Raw genomic sequence first — 15,240 nt, forward strand, 5'->3', positions numbered from 1 at the left:
TCCCCTCGCGCGCCCCACCTTTTTATCCACTGGAAGAGGCCCTCGAGAAGGAGCGCGCCATGAATGTTTCGACCGATGAAGCGACCCGCGACGATGCGCCGACGGTTTACGTCCGCGCCATTGCCGGTGCCGAGGTCATGGAGGCGGCCGCCGCCAGCGATATCCGCATCGCGGCTGATGACACGCTCTATGCCATCCACGATGCGAGCGGTCAGCGCATGGCGGTGTTTTCCGACCGTGACGCCGCCTTCGCCGCCGCGCGCTGGCACGGGGCCGAGCCGGTGAGCGTGCACTGATCAATCTGAGCTTTGCCGCCAACTGAACTGCGCCCCGGTCGTTCAAGGCCGGGGCGCTTTTCGTTGTGGCTTGAGCCGCGCCTTCATGCGGCGATGACCTGACCGTTCTCGACGCGTACGGGCGCGGGCGTCAGCACCGACTTGCCCGCCGGTCCGCCCACGCACGCGCCGGTCTCCAGATCAAAGCTGGCACCGTGGAACGGGCAGACGATGAAGCGGCCCTCACTCACGAGAGTTCGCCCCGACGGCAGGCAGAGCGGGCGGCCCTGATGGGGGCAGACATTCACGAAGGCGCGCACGGTGTCTCCTGAGCGCACGATCAGGATCGGGACAGCGTCGTAGTCGGCGGGCGCGCCGCCGGGATCGGGGATGGCGTCCAGCGCCTTGAGCACCGTGCCTGGGGCCGGCAGCGTCACGCTCACGCCGATACTCTCACGCCAGGCCCTCGGGCGCTTTCAGCGTCCATTTGAACGGCATCCACACCACGTCGGCGAACAGATCTGCCCGGGCGTAGGGATCGTCCTTGAGGATGGCGCGCAGCTGCTCGCCGTCCTCGGCTTCCACGATCAGCAGCGAGCCGGCGGGCTGGCCTTCTCCATCGAGCAGCGGCCCGCCCATTTTCACCGGCGAATGCGCGGCGCCCGCCCAAGCGAGATGGGCCGCGCGGTGCTCCAGGCGCACGCTCAGCGCGCCAGCTCGATCTGTGCAGGTAACGGCGAACAGCATGGCCAGACCCTCCGTACGGGAACGCATATCCGCTTGGTTACCGCGCGCGGCTACGCTCTGCCAAGCCCGTGCTGCGGCAGACGCTGGGCAGGGCGCGGTGCCGGCGCTAGCACTCGCGCCCATGACGCTTGCCTCGCTCGCCGCCTTCGCCGGCGCCATCCTCATCCTGTTCTTCACACCGGGGCCGGGCAATCTGGCCATGGTGGCGCGCACGCTGGATGCTGGGCCCGTCCATGGCTGGGTCTATGGCGCCGGCATCATCACCGGCGACATCATCTGGCTGACCGTGGCGGTGTTCGGGCTGGCTGCCGCCGCGGAACTGGCGTCGGGACAGCCCGCCCTGTTTCTGGCGGCGCGCCTGATCGGGGCAGCGATCCTCATCTGGTTCGCCTGGGGGGCCTTGCGCGGCTTCCTCAAGCCCAAACCCGCCGGGGCGTCCCTGCCGCGCGTCACCGGGGCGGGGCTGGCCGCGACGTATGTGGCGGGCGTGGCCATGCCGATGACGAACCCGAAGCCCATCGTCTTCTATCTGTCTTTGCTGCCGGCGTTTTTCGACCTCAGCCGGGTGGACGCCGTCAGCTATGTGGCCATGGTGGCGATCATGCTGGCCATGTATGGCCTGACGGCGGCGGTGCATGTGGGGCTGGCCGAACGCGCGCGCGGCTGGATGGCCTCGCGCGGGGTCAAGCGCTGGGCGGATCTCGTCACGGCGGTGATCCTGGCGGGTGTGGCGGTGCTGCTTCTGGCGGGCTGAAGCCCTCGCGTGCGTGCGCGCGCAAAACCGGTTACCAAAGCGTAGCAAAAGCCTTTAAAAGAAGACCATGTCAGAAAACACGAATCAGGAATACGGCGCAGACTCCATCAAGGTCCTCAAGGGCCTTGACGCGGTGCGCAAGCGGCCCGGCATGTATATCGGGGATACCGATGACGGCTCGGGCCTGCATCACATGGTCTATGAGGTGGTGGACAACGCCATCGACGAGGCCCTGGCCGGTCATTGCAGCCAGATCGTCGTGACGCTCCATGCCGATGGCTCGGCCAGCGTCACCGATGACGGGCGCGGCGTGCCGACCCAGATCCATACCGGCGAGGGTGTGTCGGCGGCGCAGGTCATCATGACCCAGCTGCACGCGGGCGGTAAGTTCGACCAGAATTCCTACAAGGTGTCCGGCGGCCTGCACGGCGTGGGCGTCTCTGTGGTCAACGCCCTGTCCGACTGGCTGGACCTGACCATCTGGCGCGACGGCAAGGAGCACTTCATGCGCTTCCGGCTGGGCGAGCCGGAAAATGGTCAGGATCTGCAGGTCGTTGGCGACGCCAATGGCCGCAAGGGCACGTCTGTGCGCTTCCTGCCCAGCGAGGCGACCTTCTCCGAGATCGTGTTCGACCGCGCGCGCCTGCATCACCGCCTGCGCGAACTGGCCTTTCTGAACTCGGGCGTGCGCATCCTGCTGCGCGACGAGCGCGAGGCCGAGCCCGTCGAGGAAGTGCTGCAATATGATGGCGGCGTCGCCGCCTTCGTGAAGCATCTCGACCGCAACCGCACGCCGCTCTTCCCCGAGCCCGTGCTGATCGCGGGCGAGCGCGACGGCGTCACCGTGGAAGCCGCGCTGCAGTGGAATGACGGCTATCACGAGACCATGCTGTGCTTCACCAACACCATCCCCCAGCGCGATGGCGGCACGCACCTGGCCGGTTTCCGCGGCGCGCTGACCCGGGTGATCAACCAGTATGCGGCCACGTCCGGCGCGGCGACCAAGGCCAAGGTGGCGATCACCGGCGATGATGCGCGCGAGGGCCTGACCTGCGTCCTCTCGGTGAAAGTGCCCGACCCGAAATTCTCCAGCCAGACCAAGGACAAGCTGGTCTCCAGTGAGGTGCGTCCGGCCGTCGAGGGCGCGGTGTTCGACACCTTGTCGGAATGGCTGGAAGAGCATCCGGGGGAGGCCAAGGCCATCGTCGCCAAGGTGGTCGAGGCGGCCGCCGCCCGCGAAGCGGCGCGCAAGGCGCGCGAGCTGACCCGGCGCAAGAGCGCGCTCGATATCTCCTCCCTGCCGGGCAAGCTCGCCGATTGTCAGGAAAAAGACCCGGCCAAGTCCGAACTGTTCATCGTCGAGGGTGATTCGGCCGGCGGTTCGGCCAAGCAGGGCCGTAATCGCGAGAACCAGGCCGTGCTGCCCCTGCGCGGCAAAATCCTCAATGTGGAGCGCGCCCGCTTTGACAAGATGCTGGGCTCTGATCAGGTCGGCACGCTGATCACCGCGTTGGGCGCCGGGATTGGCCGCGACCAGCTCGATCTCGACAAGCTGCGCTACCACAAGGTCGTGATCATGACCGACGCCGACGTGGACGGCGCGCATATCCGCACGCTTCTGCTGACGTTTTTCTACCGGCAGATGCCCGAGCTGATCGAGCGCGGCCATCTCTATATCGCCCAGCCGCCGCTCTACAAGGTCGCGCGGGGCAAGTCGGAACGCTATCTCACCGACCAGGCCGAAATGGACGCCTTCCTGATCGAGGAGGGCGCGCAGGACGCGGTGCTCGCCTTCGCCAGCGGCGAAAGCATCACCGGCGCCGATCTCGCCGCCCGGGTGAAAGCCGCCCGCGGCGTGCTCCTGTCGCTGGAGCGTCTGGCCGCGCGCGCGCCCATTTTCGCGCTGGAAGCCGCCGCCCTGTCCGGTGCCCTGTCCACCGAAGCCGAGCCCGACGCCATCGACCGGGCGGCCCGCCGCCTGGCGGCCATGGCCGATGAGGGCGAGGATGGCTGGACCGGACGGCGCGCGCCGGAAGGTGCCATCGTGTTCGAACGCGAAGTGCGCGGCGTCACCGAGACGCTGACCCTGGATGACCGCGTGCTCGCCAGCCCCGACGCACGGCGCCTGGCCGAGCGGGCGGCGGCGGTGGCCGAGGACTATGACGGCCCGGCCGTGTTCCGCCAGCGCGGCAATGAAACCGTCATCCATTCGCCCGCCCAGCTGGTCCACGCGGTCCAGGCCTCGGGTGCCAAGGGGCTGAAAATCCAGCGCTATAAGGGTCTGGGCGAGATGAACCCGTCCCAGCTGTGGGAAACCACGCTGGACCCGGATGCGCGCTCCTTCCTCCAGGTCACCATCGAGGAAGCCGACACCGCCGACGAGCTGTTCTCCAAGCTCATGGGCGACGTGGTCGAACCCCGCCGCGACTTCATCCAGGAGTTTGCGCTTGAAGCGGAGGTGGATGCGTAAGGGGGGCTCTCCACGCCTGAACCCCAGGAGTTGAGTTGCGCCCCATTTTTCCTCCCGCGCTTGCGGGGGGAGGAAAAGACTGCACCCCCGTACTCATATCGGCACTCCCTGTTTTCCCGGAATTTGCGAAGCAAATATCCGGGACCCATCCCGACACTTTTGAGCTGCCTCGATGGTGGAGAGAGTAGGTGGATGGGTCCCGGGTCGGCTGCGCCGCCCGGGAAAACAAGTAGGTTTGCTTGATCCACACACGCCCCAAACCCGATGCGGAGTCTTCCGCAAGGCGCATCCGGCGCGTCAAGGCTGACCGGGCTTGGCCCGGTCACTGCTGAGCGGTGCCCCGGATTAAATCCGGGGCGGCCTTGACCCGCCGGAGCGCTTGCGAAAATCGGCGGCTGTGAGGTCAGGGGGAGAATTGGCGACGCGCTGGCTTCCCCTCCCCTTGATGGGGAGGGTCCGGCGCGCAGCGCCGGGGGGGTGGGGTGATGGTGGAGCGCCTCGGAAGATTCTAAGTGGCCGCCAGAGGGCGGCGCCCCCACCCGGCTTCGCTTACGCTCAGCCACCCTCCTTACTTCTGGGGAGGGGAAAGTCCCCTACCCCTCCATCGCCCCCCACACCGCCCGCGCCAGCGCATCCAGACTCTCCCCATCCAGCCTGTGCGCCTCGAACCGCCCGCGCACGGCGGGCTCGAACCGGGCGCGCTGGCGGGCGTAGCGGGGGTCGTAATGCTCGGCCATCAGGCTGGCGGCGAGGGCTTCCAGCGCGCCGCCGGCGGCGAGGGTGCGCCAGTCTTCAATCAGCGCCCGGGCGTGGAAGGGCTGGAGGCGTTCGATGAGGGCGGCGAGGCGCTGCGGGTCCTCGGCGATATCGCCATAGGCGGCGGCGAGATAGGCGGCGCGGGCCTCCAACGGGGCGGAGATGACCAGGCGCGGCGCGTCGGCCATGGCGGTCCACAGGGCCGGGGGCAGGATGCGCGCGCCGATCTTGCTGGATTCAGCCTCCACCAGGACCGGCCGGGCCGGGTCCAGGGCGTCGATCTGTGCGGCCAGCTGGCTTTCAAACGCCTTCTGGCTGGGCTGGGGCGCGGTGAGGGCACCGAACAGCGAGCCGCGATGGCCCGCCAGGCCTTCCAGGTCCAGCACCTGCCCGCCCAGCGCCTGCACCCGCGCCAACACCGCCGTCTTGGCCGCGCCGGTATCGCCGTCCAGAAGGATCACCCGGGCCGGGAAAGGGGCGTCATAGACGCGCTGGCGCACGGCCCGGCGATAGCGCTGATACCCGCCATCCAGCACGCTGACCCGCCAGCCGATCTCGGCCAATATCGTGGCGAAGGCGCGCGAGCGCTGGCCGCCGCGCCAGCAATAGACCAGTGGACGCCAGCCGCCGGGCCGGTCGTGCAGGATGGTTTCGATATGACGGGCCGTGTTGCGCGCCACCAGCGCCGCGCCGATCTTGCGCGCCAGAAACGGGTCCTCCTGAACATAGATCGTGCCCACCCGCGCCCGCTCGGCATCGTCGAGCACCGGCAGGCTCTGGGCGCCGGGCATGTGGTCCTGCGCATACTCGCCCGGCGAGCGCACATCGATGATCTCGTCACAGCCCAGCGCTCTGAAGTCGCCGAGCGTCTCCGGCGCGACACGGGTCACAGCCGCGCATCCAGGATCGCGGCCTGAACCTCCAGCGCCTGGACGGTCTCGCGCACATCATGGACGCGCACCATGGCCACCCCGGCGCGCGCGGCATACAGCGCCACGGCCAGCGATCCGCCGAGCCGGTCCGACGCTTCGGCCGCGGACGGGTCGATCCCGGCGATGAAGCGCTTGCGCGAGGCGCCCAGAAGGATGGGGAAGCCGAGCCCGGCAAAGTGCTCCAGCGCGCCCAGCAGGGCGAGATTATGCGCCAGCGTCTTGCCGAACCCGATGCCGGGATCGAGCAAAATGTGCTCGCGCGCCACGCCCGCCGCCATGGCCGCGCCGGCGCGCTGGCCCAGAAACCGCGCCACATCGGTGACCACGTCATCATAGCGCGGCGCATCCTGCATGGTGCGCGGCTCGCCGCGCATATGCATCAGGCAGACCGGGCACCCCAGCCCTGCCGCCATCTCTGGCGCGCCGTCCGTGCGCAGCGCGCTGACATCATTCCACAAGGACGCGCCCGCCCCGATGGCCGCACCGGCAACGCCGGGCTTGAGCGTATCAATGGAGATCAGGGTTTCGGGCCGGGCGGCGCGGATCGCCTCGATGACGGGCAGGACCCGGTCCATCTCCTCGGTCTCGCTGACCGGATCGGCGCCCGGCCGCGTGCTCTCGCCGCCGATATCCAGCCAGTCGGCACCCTGGTCGAGCAGGGTCAGGGCGTGATCGCGCGCGGTGCCCAGCGACACGAAGCGCCCGCCATCGGAAAAACTGTCCGGCGTCACATTGACCACGCCCATCACCAATGGGCGGCCACGCGACAGGGGAGCGAACGGGGTGAACATGCGTGTGTTTGAAGCGCGGTCAGGGCCATGTGGCAATGAAAAAGGCCCGCGCCGTGCGGGGCGCGGGCCTTGTGAAGTGGACGTCGCCGCGCCTCAGGCGATGCCGGGCCTGGGGCCCAGCCCGCCGGGGGCGGTGACGTCGTCCTCGTCATCGGCGACTTCCGGCACCGCGCCCGAAGGCGGCTCGCTGGCGTCGGACTTGGGCGGCACGGTCGTGTCGCGTACCGGCGGTTCACCCTTGAGCAGATTGGTGATCTCCGCCCCGGTCAGGGTTTCGAACTCCAGAAGGCCCTGGGCCAGGCGCTCCCAGTCCTCGCGCTTGTCCTCAAGGATCTGCACCGCGCGGGCATAGGCATCCTCGATGAGGCGCCGGACCTCTTCCTCGATCACCCGCTTGGTCTCGGCCGAGACCGAGAAGCCGCCGGTTTGCCCGGTATAGCCTTCATGGGCTTCGGAATAGTCGATATTGCCGATCTTCTCCGACATGCCCCAGCGCAGCACCATGGCGCGGGCCAGCGCGCTGGCCTGCTGGATATCGCCCGCCGGCCCGTTGGACACATGTTCGGCCCCGTATTTCAGAACCTCGGCGGCTTTGCCGGCCATGGTCATGGCCAGCTTCTGCTCGCACTCGTCCTTGTGCCAGTTGAGGCGGTCCATCTCGGGCAGGGACACCACCATGCCCAGCGCGCCGCCGCGCGGGATGATCGTGGCCTTGTAGACCGGATCGCACATGGGCAGGTTCAGGCCGACAATGGCGTGACCGGCCTCGTGATAGGCGGTCTTTTCCTTCTGGTCGTCGGTGAGCACCATGGAGCGGCGCTCCGGGCCCATCATGACCTTGTCCTTGGCGTCTTCCAGCTCGGCCATGCCCACCACGCGCTTGTTGCGCCGGGCCGCCAGCAGAGCGGCCTCGTTGACCAGATTGGCGAGATCGGCACCGGAAAAGCCCGGCGTGCCGCGCGCAATGGTCTTGGCATCCACATCGCCGGCCAGCGGCACTTCGCGCATGTGCACTTTCAGGATTTTCTCGCGCCCGGTTACGTCCGGATTGGGCACGTGGACCTGACGGTCGAAACGGCCCGGACGCAGCAGCGCCTTGTCCAGCACGTCGGCCCGGTTGGTCGCGGCGATGATGATGATGCCTTCATTGGCCTCGAACCCGTCCATCTCGACCAGCAGCTGGTTCAAGGTCTGTTCGCGCTCGTCATTGCCGCCGCCCATGCCGCCGCCGCGCGCCCGGCCCACAGCGTCGATCTCGTCGATGAAGATGATGCAAGGGGCGTTTTTCTTGGCCTGCTCGAACATGTCGCGCACGCGCGATGCGCCGACGCCGACAAACATCTCCACGAAATCCGAGCCGGAAATGGTGAAGAAGGGCACGCCGGCTTCGCCCGCGACAGCGCGCGCGATCAGCGTCTTGCCGGTGCCCGGAGGGCCGACCAGCAGCGCGCCTTTGGGAATCTTGCCGCCCAGGCGCTGGAATTTCGACGGGTCCTTCAGGAACTCCACGACTTCGCGCAGTTCTTCCTTGGCTTCATCGACGCCCGCCACGTCTTCAAACGTGACCCGGCCGGATTTCTCGGTCAGCAGCTTGGCCTTGGACTTGCCAAAGCCCATGGCACCGCGGCCGCCGCCCTGCATCTGGCGCATGAAGAAAATCCACACCGCGATCAGAAGCAGCATGGGGAACCAGCTCAGGATCAGCCCCCAGAAGCCCATGCCGCCATCGCTCGCCGAGCGGGCGGTGATCTCGACATTGGAGTCGCGCAACGCGTCGGAGACGCGGGCGTCACCCGGGATGACCGTCCGGAAAGCACCGCCATTGGTGGTCTCGCCGGTGATGACATCGCCCTGGATGGTGACCGAGCGAATCTGGCCGGCATCGACCTGATCCCGGAAGTTGGAATAATTGACCTCGGTGGCCGCAGGCTCACGCGCCGGGCCCTGAAGCATGTTGAACAGGGCCAGAAGCAGGATGAGCAGAATGGCCCAGACGAGAATATTGCGCATGTTCATGACGTTGCTTATGTCCTTCGCGCGTCGTGTCCGCCGGACGGGCCGGATCGGACGGGCTCGGCGGCGAACCGCCTTGAGCTTCAGATATGGGTCTGCACAGGCTTGATCTCCAGTGCGGCGCATGCTCGCACCTGCGCGTTCTTCTCATCAAACCACGCCGGGAGCGCAGGCGGAAGCGTCAGACTGCGCACCCGGTCGCGGACCAGCCAGCGGCCAGGCCGGTTTTCCGCGGCCAGAACCGGGCCGGCAGCGGTCTCTGCCAGGATCAGTCCCGGGCGCAGCACACCCGGCACGGCCGCGTCCCCAAGGCCCGGCCGGCGCGCGCCCAGCAGCTCCAGCCGGAGCGGTGCCGACGCTGTCACTTCGTAGCGGCCATCAAACACGCCGGTCTCGCCCGGCTCAAGCGTCAGGGGTGCGACACTTGGCGCGCCGTCCGCCCGGCCTGCCGCTCCGGGATCGCGGCCGAGCACGCCGGCGGCCGTCAGGTGCGCGCCCGCCCCGGTCATGGCGCGATGGTCACACAGCGCGGTCAGAAACCGCCGTGCCAGGTCCGGTGCCGGCTCGGCCGCTGCCCCGGACACCGCCGTGATGAGAGCTGACAGCGCACGCAGGCCTGCCTGGGTGTCTGCATTGGACAAGCCGTCGGGACGCAAGGTCACACCGCCCCAGGGCGTGTCCTCGCAGCACCGGTGAATGATGCCGCCGGCCGCCCCGGCGAGTTGGTGCGCTCTGGCCAGCGCGGCGTTGCCGGCGTCGAGCACGGCGTCTTCGTCTGCCGGGCCAAGCGGGCTTAGCCGCACCCGCACCCGCTCATAGCGGCGGTCCACATTGGACGGATCCTCAATCCAGTCCGCACGCACGCGCTGCAGGGCCGCGCGCAGATCGCTGCGCCGCAGGGTCACCAGCGGCCGCACGATCACCAGCTCCCGCCCCTCGGGCCAGACCGGCGAGGCGCTGACCGGGCCCATTGCAGCGAGCGTGCGCCCGCCGCCGCCGCGGGCGGCGCGCATGCGCAAGGTCTCGATCCGGTCATCCAGTGTATGGCCCAGGCACAGGACGCGCGCGCCCAGTCGCCGGCAGGCCAGCGCCATCAGCCTGTGACGGGCCCTGCGGGCCGCGCCTTGACCCGGACGGGGCGCATCCCAGACCAGAATATGAGGCGTGGCACCCAGTGCCTGTGCGCGCCGGGCCGCGAGCTCGGCCTCGGCGGTGCTGTCCGGGCGCAGGCGGTGATCCACGATCAGGGCGTGAAGGGGGGCGTCCGGCCAGCCGGCGCGCAGGGCAATCAGCAGCGCCGTGGAATCCCCGCCGCCGGAAAAGCCCGCCGCCAGGACGGGCGCTTCCGGGGCCGGGGCCTCGGGCTGAGCATAGCTGGTCACCAGCCTGTCAGCCCTGCCCCGTCAGCACCCGGTGCGCGACCGCTCGCGCTCGGCGCGGCGGCGCGCGTCGTCATTGGCATTGGGGTATTCACGTGCGAACGAGCCCAGCAGCTGGCAGGCCCGCCCGGTTTGGCCCAATCCGGCGAAGGACGCGGCCAGGCGCACCAGCGCGTCCGGTGCCCGTGTCCCGCGCTGGTCGGCGCGCAGGGACGCGATATACGCGTCGGCCGCATCCTGCAGATCGCCGTTCACGAAATGGGTTTCGCCCAGCCAGTACCAGGCCTCCCCCGCACGCGGATGGTCGCCATATTGATTGGTGAAGGCCTCAAACCCGTCCCGTGCGCCCAGAAAATCGCCATCGCTCAAGCGGGTATAGGCGCGCGCAAAAACCTGATCGGGATCTCCGGAAGATTGCGGCGCGTCCTGCGTGCCGGCGGGTGCGTCCTGTTCGGGCAGGCGCAAGGGCTGGACGGTCTGCGCGCGCGCTGCACCAAACGGATCGTCCGGATTCACCTCGCCAGCGCCGAGCATCAAGGCATCCGCTTCGTCCATCGGGGCCGGGGCGCGCTGCAGATCGTCCAGCGTCTGGCGCAGCTGGCGGTTCTCGAAGTTCAGCCGCTCGATCTCGCCGGTCAGCACGCGCTGCTCGCGCTCCAGCGCGTCCAGACGCGCCAGCAGTCTTTCCGCCAGCGGGTCGCCGGCTTCGGCCCCCGATTCCAGCTGGGCCAGGCGTGCTTCCAGATTATCGAGCCGCATTTGCAATTCACGCCGGCTCTGGGCCTCCGCGGGCGCGGCCAGCGCGATTGTGAGGAGCACGAAAAGGGCAGGCAGGGCGGCGCGCAGCATGGCGGTCTCCTGAAGCGTCGGGACGGCAGGCAGTCAGGCGCGCCAGTTTCCGCGCTCGCACGGCGAAATCAAGGCGCCCGCAGAACCCGGACAGCACAGCGCCCGCAAGCATGGGCTTGCGGGCGCGTTGCAGACATCGAAAAACGGTGCGGACCTTAGGAAACCGCGCCGGCCTGGATCACCGTGGTGGCGTTCCGGTTGACGGCCCAGCACTGCTCGGTGGACTGGCGGCAGGTCGGCCGCTCCTTGCCATACGAAACGGTCTGGATGCGCGACGGGTCCACGCCCTGGGCGACCAGGAAGTCGCGTGCGGCGTTGGCCCGGCGTGCGCCGAGCGCCAGATTGTATTCACGCGTGCCGCGCTCGTCGGCATTGCCGGCGATCAGCACGCGGGTGCCGGGGTAGCTGGCCAGCCACGCGGCCTGACGGCGAAGCGTTTCGCGCGCTTCATTGGTCAGGTCGTGACGGTCATATCCGTAGAACACGCGGTCGCCCGCAGTGGCCTCGAAGTGGGCCGAGCTGCCCGGCGTCGGGCCAGCCGGCTCGTTCGAGCCGGTGTCGGGCGAGGTGATCGGCGCGACCGGGTCCGGATCGGGCATCGGCTCGGGACGGCTTGCGCAGGCTGAGGCCAGAAGGCCCAGAGCGGCGACGGCGGCAAAGGTGAGGCGCATCATGGTTGTTTTCCCTCCAGAAACCTGCAGGCCGAGGCCGCAAGGCTTGCGCATTTATCCGAGAATCGGGCGTACGCGCAATTCCCCTCGACAACGCGTAAGCGAAAAAACAGTTGCATGCGAAAACTATTCGATCAAGGGCGACCAGGCCGGATCGGAGGCGGCACCCTGGGTCGGCAGGCGGCGCAGATTGAAGCCTGCAAGGTCGACGCTCCAGATCGAGTACTGCGTGCCCTCGCGGCCAAAATCGCCACGCGTGAAGGCCAGGATACGCCCGTTGGGTGCCCAGGTCGGGCTGTCAACGAAATAGCCCTCATAGAGAATGCGCTCGCCGCCCGAGCCATCCGCCCGCACCACGCCCAGCGCAAAGCGCCCGCCGGACTGCTGGCGCACGAAGGCAACCAGATCGCCGCGCGGCGACCAGGCCGGGGCGTAATACTGGCCCTCGCCAAACGTGATCCGGCGCACGTCCGCACCATCGGCGTCCATAACGTAGAGCTGGGACCGGCCCGAGCGGTTGGAGGAGAACACGATCTGTGTCCCGTCCGGCGCAGGCGACGGCGAAACATCATCGGCCGGGTGGCTGGTGATCTGACGCAGAATCCGGCTGCGCAAGTCATAGCGGAAGATATGGTGCGAGCCGTGACGCTCGGCTGCGACCAGCAAGGAGCGCCCGTCAGGCGCGAAGCGCGGCGCCAGGGACTGGCCCCCGCTGCTGATCGACGGCCCGCCGCCATCAAAGAGGGATTCGCGCCGGCCTGTGGCCAGATCATAGAGATAGCTCATATTGCGCCCGTCTTCGCGCTGGGCGACGAAGGTGATCTGCTGGGCACCGGGCGAGTAATTGGGCAAGAGCGCCATGAAGGAACGGTCTGTCAGAAGTGACGGATTGGCCCCGTCCTGATCCATCACCGCCAGGCGGCGCAGGGTCTGGCCGTCCGACCCGACCGACTCGGCGACATAGACGATCCGGGAATCAAAATAACCCTGCTCGCCGGTCAGGCGCTCATAAACCGCGTCGGAAACCTTGTGCGCGATGCGCCGCCAATTGTCCGGCGTGGTGGCGAACTGGAGGCCCAGCAATTGCTGCTCGGTCGCGGTATCCCACAGGCGGAAGGCGATCTGCATGCGGTCTTCGCCATCAATGGTGACGCGCCCGGTCAGCAGGGCCTGGGCATTGATCACCCGCCAGTCGCCAAAGCGCGGGCGCAGATCGATATTCTCGATGGTCTCGATGAAGGCGTCCGAATCCACCGGCGTGAACAGGCCCGTATTGCCCAGATTGTTGTTGATGACCCGCGCGATCTGCGCGCCGGCGTCAGCGGCCCGGCCATCGGTGCCGATGAAGTCCGGCACGGCCACCGGCATGGGATCGAGATGGCCGTCCGTGACGTCCACCCGCAGCGGCCCCTGGGCGAAGGCGGGTGCGGCGAGCAGAGCAAGGGCGGCGAGCAGGGCCGCAAAGCGGGCAAGGCGGGCGATGATCATCGGGCGGCTCCGGACTTGGGACGGGATTGCGGACACTAGCGGACAGCCTGGGTATCAACCATGACTTCAAGATGGCGCCACTGTGCGTAGGCTTCGGGCGGCAGGCGGTAGGGCTGGCAGTCGATCACGGCGCGCACCGCGCGCTCGCCTGCCACCCTCAGGAAAGGGTTGGACGAGTTCATCACCCGCGCCTCATCACGCAGGCGCGGCGGGGTCGACAAGGCGCCACTGCGCTCCAGGCGGACCTCGACAACCACGCGCAGATCCATGTTGGACGGTGCATCGGCATTGGAGCGGGTGCAGCGCGCAATCTGGCTGCGCAGCATGTCCTGCAAGGTGGCGGTCATGGCCGTGCCCTCGCCGGCGCCGCGCCGCGCTTCGCCCTCTTCCGTGGCGCGCGGACGGGTTTCCTGACGCGAGCGGTCGACCAGGCGCGACAGATCATCCAGATCCAGCCCGCGCTCGGGCTGGGGCTGGGGACGCGGTTGGGGGCGGGGTGCCGGTGCCGGCGCAGGTTCAGGCTCGGCCTCCGGCTCGAGCTCCGGCGGAACCGGCTCAGGCTCAGGCTCCGGGTCCGGCTCGGGAGGCAGCGGGACGGGTTCGGGCTGGGTGACCGGTTCAGGCTGCGCCTCCGGCTGCGGTGCCACGGGCTCGGGCTCGGGTTCAGGCAAGACCGGTTCAGGCTCGGGGCGGGCGGCGCGCACATTGGTAATATCGGCCAGCGTCACCAGCTCTACGGGCAGGATCACCGAGTCCGATGCATAGCGGGTGGCCTGGGGAAAATAGATGAAACCCGTCGCCACCAGGGCGACGTGCAGAAAGGCCGACACGATGAATCCGAGGGCCTGGCGCATGGTGCGCTCCTAGTCGCGGACCGGGTCTGTGACGAGCCCGATATTGGGATAGCCCGACGCCGACACCCTCGCCATGACCCGCACGACCTCGCCATAGGCCACACCCTGATCGGCGCGGATATAGACGCGCGCTGCCGCGCGTGTACCCGCAATCGCCTGCAGGCGCGGGCCCAGCTCGTCAAAGCTGACGGCGGTTTCCATCAGGAAAATCGTGCCGTCAGGCTGAATGGTGATGGTCAGCGGCTCTTCCGACGTGGTCATGGCGCGCGCTTCGGTGTCGGGCAGGTCCACCTCGATGCCGACCGTCAGCAGCGGTGCCGAGATCATGAACACGATCAGCAGCACCAGCATCACGTCCACGAAGGGTGTGACGTTGATTTCCGCCGCCGGCTTCCAGCGCCGCCGCCCGCCGCCAGACCGCCCGCCTGAGTCCATCCGCGCGCCCATCGCCCTAGCTCTCCCGGCTGGCGAGCGCGGTCAGATCGTCGACAAAGCCTTCCAGCCGGGCGGCGTACTTGCCCAGATTGGAGCTCAGCGCGTTGAAGAAAATCACCGCCGGGATCGCCGCGATCAGGCCCAGCGCCGTGGCGAACAACGCTTCGGCAATGCCTGGCGCGACCACCGCCAGCGACGTATTCTCTGCCGTGGCGATCGCGCGGAAGGCATTCATGATGCCCCACACCGTGCCGAACAGGCCGATAAACGGCGCTGACGAGCCGATGGAAGCGAGAATGCCGAGGCCCTTTTCCATCTTGGACAATTCGCGGTTGGCTTCCGCCCCGCCGCTCTTGGCCACCGAGAAGCCGTCCCAGTCGCGCAAGGCCGCCGCCAGCACCCGCCCGAACGGTTCCTTGGGATCGCGGGCATAGCGCTTGGCCAGGTCATCCAGCGACGCGCCGGACCAGAAATCATTCTCGAACTTGACCGCGCGGCCGTGGGCGCGATTGAGCTCCATGGCCTTTTCGATGGCGATGGCCCACGACCAGATCGACATGAAGACCAGAATGCCCATCACGATTTTCACGATGATGTCGGCGCGCATGAACAGGTAGAGAATGGTGAGCTCGCCCTGCGGGCTGGCCAGTTCGACGGCGACGCTTTCCATGATGATCGACCAGACCCCTGTTTGGTGCGCCGGGTGCGGCGCGAATTGGCGATGGCAGTGGCGCCCCCCGGCAGCGCCGTCTTGCTGTTTAACCGTGTGCAAGCCGCGCGCCAAGCCGCAGCCGGACGCTCGTGGCGCATGAACGTGTCTGAATGC

14 protein-coding genes and 1 pseudogene are annotated in these 15,240 nt (G+C 68.2%); 3 read left to right on the plus strand and 12 right to left on the minus strand.

The window, feature by feature from the left end; all coding sequences use genetic code 11:
* Positions 1 to 59: 59 nt before the first annotated feature.
* Positions 60 to 296 (plus strand): DUF1150 domain-containing protein, encoded by a 237-nt coding sequence (locus L2D00_12020; protein ID WBQ12568.1) that lies wholly within the window; start codon positions 60 to 62, stop codon positions 294 to 296.
* Between the two features lie 83 nt (positions 297 to 379).
* Here the strand turns inward: L2D00_12020 and L2D00_12025 are convergent, their stop codons facing one another.
* Together L2D00_12025 and L2D00_12030 are read right to left on the minus strand one after the other, a co-directional pair.
* The gene (locus L2D00_12025) at positions 380 to 718 is read right to left on the minus strand and encodes a Rieske (2Fe-2S) protein (protein WBQ12569.1); all 339 of its coding nucleotides are present in this window, start codon (positions 716 to 718) and stop codon (positions 380 to 382) included.
* 10 nt (positions 719 to 728) lie between these two features.
* Positions 729 to 1,049: a YciI family protein gene (locus L2D00_12030; GenBank protein WBQ12570.1), complete on the minus strand. Its 321-nt coding sequence runs from the start codon at positions 1,047 to 1,049 to the stop codon at positions 729 to 731.
* Between the two features lie 94 nt (positions 1,050 to 1,143).
* Here L2D00_12030 and L2D00_12035 point away from each other — a divergent pair, with 94 nt between their 5' ends.
* Together L2D00_12035 and gyrB are read left to right on the plus strand one after the other, a co-directional pair.
* Complete coding sequence (locus tag L2D00_12035) at positions 1,144 to 1,776, plus strand: LysE family translocator (protein WBQ12571.1); 633 nt, start codon at positions 1,144 to 1,146, stop codon at positions 1,774 to 1,776.
* A 67-nt stretch (positions 1,777 to 1,843) separates the two neighbouring features.
* Positions 1,844 to 4,246: a DNA topoisomerase (ATP-hydrolyzing) subunit B gene (gene gyrB / locus L2D00_12040; GenBank protein ID WBQ12572.1), complete on the plus strand. Its 2,403-nt coding sequence runs from the start codon at positions 1,844 to 1,846 to the stop codon at positions 4,244 to 4,246.
* A gap of 593 nt (positions 4,247 to 4,839) precedes the next feature.
* On the opposite strand, the gene mnmH is transcribed toward gyrB, so the two are convergent.
* From mnmH to L2D00_12090, 10 genes and pseudogenes are all read right to left on the minus strand, one after another.
* The gene (gene mnmH / locus L2D00_12045; GenBank protein ID WBQ12573.1) at positions 4,840 to 5,892 is read right to left on the minus strand and encodes a tRNA 2-selenouridine(34) synthase MnmH; all 1,053 of its coding nucleotides are present in this window, start codon (positions 5,890 to 5,892) and stop codon (positions 4,840 to 4,842) included.
* A complete protein-coding gene (gene folP, locus L2D00_12050; GenBank protein WBQ12574.1) occupies positions 5,889 to 6,725 on the minus strand; it encodes a dihydropteroate synthase in 837 nt (278 codons plus the stop codon). The genes mnmH and folP overlap by 4 nt, the downstream gene beginning before the upstream one ends.
* Before the next feature lie 216 nt (positions 6,726 to 6,941).
* Positions 6,942 to 8,741 (minus strand): annotated as a pseudogene (gene ftsH / locus L2D00_12055) (ATP-dependent zinc metalloprotease FtsH).
* A gap of 80 nt (positions 8,742 to 8,821) precedes the next feature.
* Positions 8,822 to 10,120 carry a tRNA lysidine(34) synthetase TilS gene (gene tilS, locus L2D00_12060; GenBank protein ID WBQ12575.1) on the minus strand — a complete coding sequence of 433 codons (1,299 nt, stop codon included), beginning with the start codon at positions 10,118 to 10,120 and terminating at the stop codon, positions 8,822 to 8,824.
* Positions 10,121 to 10,141: 21 nt separating this feature from the next.
* The gene (ybgF, locus tag L2D00_12065) at positions 10,142 to 10,966 is read right to left on the minus strand and encodes a tol-pal system protein YbgF (protein ID WBQ12576.1); all 825 of its coding nucleotides are present in this window, start codon (positions 10,964 to 10,966) and stop codon (positions 10,142 to 10,144) included.
* A gap of 155 nt (positions 10,967 to 11,121) precedes the next feature.
* Positions 11,122 to 11,640: a peptidoglycan-associated lipoprotein Pal gene (gene pal, locus L2D00_12070; protein ID WBQ12577.1), complete on the minus strand. Its 519-nt coding sequence runs from the start codon at positions 11,638 to 11,640 to the stop codon at positions 11,122 to 11,124.
* A 123-nt stretch (positions 11,641 to 11,763) separates the two neighbouring features.
* Positions 11,764 to 13,125, minus strand: coding sequence for a Tol-Pal system beta propeller repeat protein TolB (tolB, locus tag L2D00_12075; GenBank protein WBQ12578.1), 1,362 nt, complete (start codon positions 13,123 to 13,125; stop codon positions 11,764 to 11,766).
* A 35-nt stretch (positions 13,126 to 13,160) separates the two neighbouring features.
* Positions 13,161 to 13,979, minus strand: coding sequence for a hypothetical protein (locus L2D00_12080; protein ID WBQ12579.1), 819 nt, complete (start codon positions 13,977 to 13,979; stop codon positions 13,161 to 13,163).
* Positions 13,980 to 13,988: 9 nt separating this feature from the next.
* Positions 13,989 to 14,426 (minus strand): biopolymer transporter ExbD, encoded by a 438-nt coding sequence (locus L2D00_12085; protein WBQ12580.1) that lies wholly within the window; start codon positions 14,424 to 14,426, stop codon positions 13,989 to 13,991.
* A gap of 4 nt (positions 14,427 to 14,430) precedes the next feature.
* Entirely contained in the window at positions 14,431 to 15,084 is a 654-nt protein-coding gene (locus L2D00_12090) for a MotA/TolQ/ExbB proton channel family protein (GenBank protein WBQ12581.1), read from the minus strand.
* Between the last annotated feature and the right edge of the window lie 156 nt (positions 15,085 to 15,240).

The organism is Hyphomonadaceae bacterium BL14, from assembly GCA_027627705.1.
Lineage (GTDB): Bacteria > Pseudomonadota > Alphaproteobacteria > Caulobacterales > Maricaulaceae > Oceanicaulis.